The sequence below is a fragment of the Acinetobacter sp. AB03 genome (genome assembly GCF_058107045.1).
Window position 1 is genome coordinate 1 of record NZ_JBUEBA010000030.1, and the last position, 8,706, is coordinate 8,706.

At 35.7% G+C, this 8,706-nt stretch carries 6 protein-coding genes; 1 reads left to right on the plus strand and 5 read right to left on the minus strand.

Annotation, left to right across the window (positions count from 1 at the left end; genetic code table 11):
• Both istA and ACY3FQ_RS17070 read right to left on the minus strand, forming a co-directional pair.
• Nucleotides 1-794: IS21 family transposase (gene istA, locus ACY3FQ_RS17065; RefSeq protein WP_489774502.1), on the minus strand; the 794-nt coding region annotated here is incomplete at its 3' end.
• 269 nt (nucleotides 795-1,063) lie between these two features.
• On the minus strand, nucleotides 1,064-1,300 hold the full coding sequence (locus tag ACY3FQ_RS17070; protein ID WP_002047769.1) for a hypothetical protein: 237 nt from the start codon (nucleotides 1,298-1,300) through the stop codon (nucleotides 1,064-1,066).
• A gap of 316 nt (nucleotides 1,301-1,616) precedes the next feature.
• On the opposite strand from ACY3FQ_RS17070, the gene ACY3FQ_RS17075 reads away from it, so the two are divergent.
• Complete coding sequence (locus ACY3FQ_RS17075; protein ID WP_225761845.1) at nucleotides 1,617-2,339, plus strand: hypothetical protein; 723 nt, start codon at nucleotides 1,617-1,619, stop codon at nucleotides 2,337-2,339.
• A 12-nt stretch (nucleotides 2,340-2,351) separates the two neighbouring features.
• Here ACY3FQ_RS17075 and ACY3FQ_RS17080 read toward each other — a convergent pair whose 3' ends face one another.
• From ACY3FQ_RS17080 to ACY3FQ_RS17090, 3 genes are read right to left on the minus strand one after another with little or no spacing between them, the layout of a single operon-like run.
• A complete protein-coding gene (locus tag ACY3FQ_RS17080) occupies nucleotides 2,352-4,028 on the minus strand; it encodes an ATP-binding protein (RefSeq protein WP_098733226.1) in 1,677 nt (558 codons plus the stop codon).
• Nucleotides 4,021-5,214: an SIR2 family protein gene (locus ACY3FQ_RS17085; protein ID WP_098733225.1), complete on the minus strand. Its 1,194-nt coding sequence runs from the start codon at nucleotides 5,212-5,214 to the stop codon at nucleotides 4,021-4,023. Before ACY3FQ_RS17085 ends, ACY3FQ_RS17080 begins: the two co-directional genes overlap by 8 nt.
• 20 nt (nucleotides 5,215-5,234) lie before the next feature.
• The gene (locus ACY3FQ_RS17090) at nucleotides 5,235-8,675 is read right to left on the minus strand and encodes a DEAD/DEAH box helicase family protein (RefSeq protein WP_098733224.1); all 3,441 of its coding nucleotides are present in this window, start codon (nucleotides 8,673-8,675) and stop codon (nucleotides 5,235-5,237) included.
• Between the last annotated feature and the right edge of the window lie 31 nt (nucleotides 8,676-8,706).

Here is an 8,706-nt window from a genome sequence, read left to right on the forward strand (position 1 = left end):
ATGATTTGAACACCTTTCTCAGCTAATGCTTTATCTTGTGGTTCTCGTGAGCGAGCAGGATAAACAATGAAATTATAATGTTCAGCGAACTCGTTAAAATCCTTTTGGATAATAATTTCAGAACGAGTATGTTTTATGACAGCAGCCTTTAAATTGTCTGGCATAATATATTGCGGAACCCCTCCTAATTGCTTAAATGCTTCAATATGACATTCAATCCAAGATTTAATCTTTTGATCTGGAACTGCATGTATAACGTTATAAGAAGAGTTACACATCACACCAACGAAAATTTGGGCTTTAAATTTTTCCATATTCGTTTTGGCATCATAAATTGGAATGGTTTGTCCACAAAAGTCCACAAATAAAAATTCACCAGCATTATAAAATTGCTTCATGCTCTTTTTTTGAACTTTACACCATTGATTGAATAATTTAACAAACCATGAGTATGAATAACCATTAAAGCCGAATTCTTCTCTGTATTCTTGCCAAAGAAGTTCTAAAGTCATATTTTTACGTGATAATTCCTGTTTAATATATTCCCAATCAGGCATATGCTTTCTAGGCTCATGTAACTGTTTTTTAGTAGTTTTTGGAAGTCGTTGATAGAATTCTTGTACAGGTAAAGAAGAAATGCTTTCCCATGTTTCACCGCTTTTCATAAACTTTGTTCTTAAAAGTTTTACCGTGTTATGTGAAACATGAACAATTCTAGCAATCTCACGATTACTTAACTTATTTGTAGATAGTAAACGGATAATTTCACGTTGTTTTTCATAAGGTATACGCATAAAAATTCCTAACCTTTACATCATAGTAAAAGCTTCTAATTGAATGATATAGTTGAATATTTATGGTAAGGCGTTATGGCATAAGACAAAGCGAATTGACATTACTTCAAAAAATGCACAAAATAAAAAGGTCTGCTCAAGACATCGTTTTATTGCAATAGTTTATGCTTTGCAGAGCATAAACTATTGTGCCTTACCTAGAGATTATAAAAGTCAGGTAAATCAAATCACTAGTACTTCTCCTTGAAATATCTCATGTAAGTAATCCTCTATTTTTTAGGTAAATTCTCTAACCATTGAGCAACATCTCGACAATAGGCAAAATATCCACGACGATGAGGTATAGAAAAAACATCTATTGGTAATTGTTCTCTTTTCATTGCTTGCCGAAAAGCATCAGTACTTGGATAGCCTAGCAGTTTCGTTAATTCCGTTCCTCCTACAATTTTTCCAAATTTTTGCTCGAGTTCATCTGCAAAATTCTGATGTTGTTTGGTCGTGTCCATATTTGTTCAGTGGTGTTGGATTTTTTATATTATGAAAAAAATAATGACGCTTGAGAACCCGAATTTTTTTCTTAAATTTTAAGTACAAAATAGCCATAACTTTCATGTTAAGTTACTGATTTATATAAATAGTGTTTTTTAGGAAAGTTGCGGATGACTAAAAAACGAAAACTCATGAAATTTTTATTGTGATTTGATAGATTTCTTCTGTCACAATTTACGCCAAAGAATTATGGATCAAAAAAGTTATATACAACGGCAAAAGAACTTTCGAAAGAAAGTTAGAGGAATCAGAACAATGATTTGGTTCCACCTCATGAAATATTATTCAGGTGGCTTATCGGCATCGCAATTAGAACTCTTTTTTGAACCTGAAAAATTTCAGCATTTAGAGCCAGTAGATCAAAAACCAAGATTGTGGGATCGCTATGAGCACGGTGAGGCTTCTCCAAGACCAGAACGTGTAGAAATAGTGGCATTGAAGTATCCAGAAACCGCTATCTGGTTTCATCATCCAATTTGGAATATTTTCAATTTTGATTCACGTTCTGCTATTGAGACCGATAGAATTATACTTGGCTTAGCCCCTGAAGTTAGCCGTCATTTTCTTCATTTAGCTGAAAGATCATCTTTTGAGCTTAGGTTTGTAAAACGAATTTTTTATAAAAATAGTGAAATATTTGAATTACTAACAAAGTTATCTAAAAAATATCCTTTAGATACTCTAACAGTATTTATTTTGTTCTTGAATGAAGCTGTTGATATGAGCTATTCGGGATATTTTTTCAATCTTAAGATTTGTTCATTGACGGTATTAGAGCAAGTTTTTAATTTACCCCAATTACAGCTTCTACCTCCTACTGTAAAAGAGTTTTTTGAAGCATATGTACATGCTATACCTTGTAAACATGTTGTTTTTATAGACGAAGTTGAACTTATCGGAAAATCTTTATGTCATTTGGGCAAAAGAGACGATCACTTTTCATATACCCGTGCTTATGAAATGTTTTTAAGCCTAACGAATAATGATGTAGTGTAATAAACAATCAAATCATTCCCATTTATTTTGAAAGTCAGCTCCAGATGAGTTTGGTGTTATTACTGGTTTATGAATATTAATGGTTAAAGGGATGGGAAAATCATTTCCAATCAGAACCGCTTCTCCTGGCTGTAGACTAGGTAAAAAATCGGATGCAGCTTTATCTATTTCACCACATGCGCGTTCAATAATTTCTCTGTCACGATCATTAGTGAGTCTATGGACAATCAGTGTTCCTAATTGGCTTAGCACTCCTTCTGTGATATCTCTTGGTCGCTGGGTTGCCAAACAAATATTCAGACCAAATTTACGTCCTTCTTTTGCAATTAATTCAAATGAATCTAATTGAGCAATGGTATCTTCATTACCAATAGCTTTTCCAAGAAAGTTATGTGCTTCATCAAGAAAGACAACTATTGGCTTATTACAAAATCGTCTTGCTCTAGCCTGATTTAACAAATGTCTTCCAATTACATTTGCAACAATTTCTCTAGCCTTAAATTCAAAACCTACATCACTTAGATCGATTCTTAAAATTTTTTTATCTGATATGTAAAAATCATCTATTTTTTGTACAAGAGTTGGCAAATCCTCTGGTTTAAAAACAAATCTAAAAGTTTTAGATGTCGTTATTCCATGTATTCTTGATATTAATGAAAGACAATAGCTGAAACCCGATGGATCAGGTTTCCATACTCCATTTTGATCTGCTGGATAAATACATTCTTGGTGAATTTGTTTACATAATCTTAATGGGTTAAATGGCGTATAAGGATCTTCGATAAGCTCAGTACCTCGAACATACTTGATAGATTCTGTCCAATTACTTTCGTTTTTACCAATTTTTAAAAAAACACCGTCATTAATTTTTTCTAAATGCTGATCGTTTTTAAGCATTAATAAATGAACAAGTCTAAGACTACGAATAGCATCTCTAAATTTAGGACCCTGTGCTTTGCCTGAAGGTTCAAACAACGCTATAAAATCAGTCTCTTGGAAGCATTCTGCTGGCAAACTTACAGCGCAAGACCCAACGGCTGGGCTAATGGGATCACTCAAATGAATATTCTCAATATCATCACCAATGAAATCTTTATATTCTCCAGTGGGATCAAGGATAATTATTTTCGAATTAAATTTTCGACATTCCTCTAATATTTTGGCAGTTGTATAACTTTTACCACCACCTGTAGAACCTAGGATCCCTAAATGGCGACCAAATAGTTTTTCAGGTGTTACTTTTATGTCACAACCCTGATCTAAATCTATGAAACCTAAATTTAGTTCAACTTTTGGTGTTTCTTTATTCATTCTTTTAGGAAGCTGAGCGATAAGTTCATGAGGTGCTGAATAGATGAGATCATTAATATTTGGATAATATTCAACTCCAGCAGTTACATACAAACTGTCCATTTGAATTGTACCAAGAAGTTGGATTCGCCCAGCTATGTCTAAATTAGACTTATCTAAATCATCCTTTTTGATTTCTACGATACGACCAAGAATTAAGTTCACTTGACTTTCAATTAATATGAACTCACCAACTTCTCCTTTTCCATAACGTTTGCCATGATAGTAAGTTGCTTGATGTTGTAAATTTATATACTCAAAGTTTACAGAATTGGCAGTAACTGCATTTACCTTTCCAAAAAGTAATTCTGGTTTGATTACACCATTTTCATTAAGCATCCCTATCTCCAAATAATTTTTTCATATTTTCATGAAGATTTTCAGCAGGAGATAAAGCCGTAAGATCAGGAATAAGACTCGAAAATTGCTGAAAATCACAATTTAGAAAGAAAATCTCATCATTCTTTCTATCATCTGCAATTTTTTTAAACATTCCCCAATACTTCGATGTTTCAGATGATGGTCTTTCAATATCACTTTCAATAGTTGGCGAGACAATTATAACTTTTAAGTGTGGATTTGAGAGAATTGCGGATAATATTGGCTCGGATAAATGATCATCATTAAATCCAAACCCAGCAATGATTAAACATGTATTCGGCTCTCTTAAACTTTGAGAAAAGCGAGCAATTAATTCTAAGTGAGGCTGTATATATGACTGCTGATATTTTCCCTTTGCAGGAAAAATCATACAACTATTTTCAGCTGTTACATTTTCTGCTTGTTCGATGATATAAGAGTTAGTGTTACGACGACTCCAATTTGTAGAGCCATGGAGTTTATAGAGTTGATAAACACCTTCTAAATAATGGGTGTTAGTCGAAGAAGAAGAAGTGTTTCTACGAACAATATCCATATCAAAAAACCTTGCATCATAGATCCGAGGCATAGAGAATGAAAAACCATCAATTACAGTAATACCTAATAGTCCAGCGGCATCTTCAAAACAGGTATCATAATTGGTTGTAAAAAGCTTAACTCTAGGATCTTTTGATTTTCTTCTAGCTAATTTTCTAATAAATTCTTTATGACCAAGAAGTTGTGCATCTTTATCATTAATAAAACGGCATTTTTTTAAAATTAATTCCTTACATTTTTTTATGAATAGAGTGGTTTTTTCTTTTGTTGTACTAACTTGTGAGTAAGCTTCGCAATGGGATAGGCATATTTCTATGTTTTGATTTGACTCAATAGTGATATCAAATTTATTTTCAGCAAAACACTCCTTGGCAATTATATCCATATCGTTAGTGGTGCATACCAGCCATAAATCCCACATTCTGGGACCTTTAACAATGTCACCTAATGATGTACCACTACCAGCCAGCACCATAATATTTGGCATCTGTAACGCTGACTTTAATTTTCCTCTAATTTCAGGCTCAAAAGTTTCGTTCTCAGTTCCGTCATCTTTATCAGAAGAAACCCAAACCTGCTTTAATGAATTATAATATTTATTAGTCATATTATTACCTATTTAATAATCTAAGCCACCGCTTCATTAAACGCTTCTACAACCTCAAATATGTTGTCAGTATCCCCATCACCAAACACACCATCAATCCCTTCATAATGGATCTGATTGAATGGTGGCTCATAAAGTTGAGCAGCACCCAATACACCGTTTTGAGTCAGATGATCAATCATCATTTCAACAAAACGGATTTGTTTTTCATTATAAGTTGAACCTTGTAAATATTTTGAAAAGGCTTCTTGTACTGCTTGACGATCTAATCCAACCAATGAGCGTATAAACAGAGGCAATGATTTTTCAGTTCCAAAGCATTCTTCGAATTTATCACGGCTTTCAACTTCTTGCGCTTCAAATATAAAGCGTTCAAGTTCATTTAAATCAGTCGGTGTAAGTGCCAAACCACGTTTTAATTTAGCAATGGTAATGTGGTTCTCATTGGCTTTAATAAAGCTCTCAACACGCTTACGGTATTGTGCAAGGTTGACACCGCTTGAAACGACTGGAATATCGACCGCTTGCATCTCTCCAATTTCATCATTAAGCATTGAATAAACAATCGTTGAGGTCGATTTCTCAATCAATTTGACCAAGTTGCGGATACGTTTACGCATTGACTCAAGCATTGGTAAGGTAATACTTTTCCAATACTCTACGGTTTGGATGTCTTGGATTAGTGCAATCTGTTCTGCAACAATAGGAATGTTTTCTTTAGTTTCCAATTTAGAAGCAATTTCAATCACTTTATTGGCATAGCTTTGAATAGCGGTATTGTTCTTTTCTAATACTGCCAGTTCAAGGTTATAACACAACATATCAAACAGTTTGGCTTCTAATGTTTCAGGCTCAAGCTGGTTTGGTAATTTAGAGATGTGTTCTCGCAATGTACCGATCGCAAGGTCATCCAAGTTGTCCCATGCTTCATCATTCTTGAAGTGTTCAACATACTCAAGCTCAGACTTTACGATGAAATTGTCGTTATTCATTGACTTCACTTCAGTCTGTAGGCTTTGACGTATATCTTGCTGTACCGCTTTTAATTCTTCAGTGTCATAATCTTTCGCATTCAGCAGACTCAGGATATTTAAACGTGCTTTAAACAAACGCTGTCCGAGTGGCTCTGTCGTGGATACAGGCGCACCATCAGGGTTTTCATTGAAGTATTCAAAGTTTGAACAATAGTCGAAGATAAAGAATTCTTTTTTGTCATCTTCAGGGCTAAATAGTTCTTTGCATAGTCGAGTACCACGTCCAATCATCTGCATAAACTTCACTTTAGAGCGTACCGCTTTAAAGAACACCAGATTCACTACTTCAGGCACATCAATCCCTGTATCCAACATATCGACAGAAATAGCGATTTGTGGTTCAGGCAAATCTTTCTTACTGAAGTCATCAATCAAGCTTTGAGGGTACTTGGTGGCATGGGTAATGACACGGGCAAATTTCCCATCATATTGCGGATAGTTTTCATTGAAGCGATCTGCAATGAACTGTGCATGCTTTTGATTGACTGCAAAGATAATGGTTTTACCAAGGCGATCACCGCCTTCGGTTTTAATGCCATTTTCCATTAAGTGCTTGAGCATCAAATCAATGGTGTCTGTATTAAACAGCTCTTTATTAATTTTAGAGGCTGATACTTCTTCAGGTGCTTCTTCATCTCCCCAATTTAGGCTATCCCAATGTTGTTTTTCTTCTTCAGAGAGTTCGTCATATTTCACGCCTTCACGCATGAATTTAAGCGGAACTGAGTAGGCTTTGGGTGGCACGAGATAACCATCAGCAATGGCTTGGTCAAGATCATAGTAATCGGTTGGTACACCGCTTTCTAAGCCAAACAATGCATAGGTATCACGGTCAACTTCATCTCGTGGCGTGGCAGTTAAACCGACAAGTAAGCTATCGAAGTATTTAAAAATCTCACCAAACTTTTGGTACACGCTACGGTGTGCTTCATCGACAATAATCAGGTCGAACATACCTGTGCCGAATTGTCGTGTACCATCGGCATTCATTTCATCAATCAAACCCATCATGGTTTGATAAGTAGAGAAATAGACTCGGCCAACTTGGTTTTTATCCTCAAGTAAATTGACGAATGAAGCATCTTTTAAATTGGCTTTAAAAGCGTTGTGTGCCTGATTGACCAACGATTTACGATCGGCAAGAAATAAGGCTTTTTGCACCACATTGGCTTTCATCAATACATCAACCAATGCAATCGCTGTACGAGTTTTACCTGTACCTGTTGCCATGATGAGCAAGCCTGCACGTTCTTTACGTTGATACGCTGCAAGCATGGCTTTAATGGCACGAGTTTGGTAATAACGCTCAACAATTTCCGCATTAATCGGGAAGCTACCTAAATCAGGATTGTTTTTACGTCGTTCAATCAGGCGTTTCAGTTCTGCTTGTGTATAGAAGCCATGTACCAAACGTGGTGGACCACCTTGAACATCATTCCAGATTCGAGTTTTATAGCCATTGGTATAGAAAATAACAGGGCGTTGTCCAGTTTGTTGTTCTAAACAGTCTGCATAGAGTTTAGCTTGTTGTTGTCCAATATCAGGATCGCTCGATGTGCGTTTTGCTTCAACCACCGCCAAAGGCAAGCCGTTGCTGTCGTAAAGCACATAATCGACAGCACCTTTACCCGATGGGCTTGGCATTCCAGTAACGGGCACTTCTACTCGTGCTGATACGCCAATTTCCCAACCTGCTTCCTCAAGCAAGAGGTCAATTTTAAGTTTACGGGTTTCATCTTCTTTATAGTCGGTATGATCTTCGATTTTTCTGTTAGCAATTTTGGCTTGTTCAACGTCTGCACGTTTTTGTGCAAGTTCAGCATCTATGTTTGCTAATAGTTTTTCTCGTTCTTCTAAACTTGCAGACAACTCAAAGAGTTTTTGTTCACGTTCACGTAGGGCTTTGTGTTGTTCTGCAAATTGTTTTTCTTTAGCTTCAGTTTCTTTTTGAAGTTGTTCTTTATTGGCAGTGATTTGCTGAGTATTATCTGTATTTGGAATCAGTCTAGGATTGAATAAAATCGACTGAGAGCGGTCTTTTGAAGGTGAACCATAATTACGTTCAAACCAAACATACATCAGGAATAAATGGCTGATGTGTTTTACAGTTTCTTCGGTAGTGAGTTGTTTGAACTTTTTCCCATGTACGGCACTGTTGCCGACCATGCGAATGTTGTCCATTTTGTCCCAAATATAGGGAGGAATCAGGTCTTTAAATTTGATGTCATTGAGTAAGTTATGCAGTGAAGCATCGTAAGGTTGGGTCAGCTTTTTATCGTATTGATACAACCATAAAACAAGATTTTCTAATGATGATCTTGCAGCAGCAAGGGCAAACTGTGGGGAGATATACACGAGCTTTTCAGCTTCTTTGGCTGTGGCTGCCAAACTTTTAAATTCAGGTTCTAAAAATGAGAAATTGCTCATCATCTCTCCACTATTTTTTAATTTTAACAAT

What these genes read in the sequence shown, in the direction of transcription:
- ACY3FQ_RS17070 (WP_002047769.1), bottom strand. Translation starts at nt 1,300, where the DNA reads ATGGACACGACCAAACAACATCAGAATTTTGCAGATGAACTCGAGCAA.
- ACY3FQ_RS17075 (WP_225761845.1), top strand. Translation starts at nt 1,617, where the DNA reads ATGAAATATTATTCAGGTGGCTTATCGGCATCGCAATTAGAACTCTTT.
- ACY3FQ_RS17080 (WP_098733226.1), bottom strand. Translation starts at nt 4,028, where the DNA reads ATGCTTAATGAAAATGGTGTAATCAAACCAGAATTACTTTTTGGAAAG.
- ACY3FQ_RS17085 (WP_098733225.1), bottom strand. Translation starts at nt 5,214, where the DNA reads ATGACTAATAAATATTATAATTCATTAAAGCAGGTTTGGGTTTCTTCT.
- ACY3FQ_RS17090 (WP_098733224.1), bottom strand. Translation starts at nt 8,675, where the DNA reads ATGAGCAATTTCTCATTTTTAGAACCTGAATTTAAAAGTTTGGCAGCC.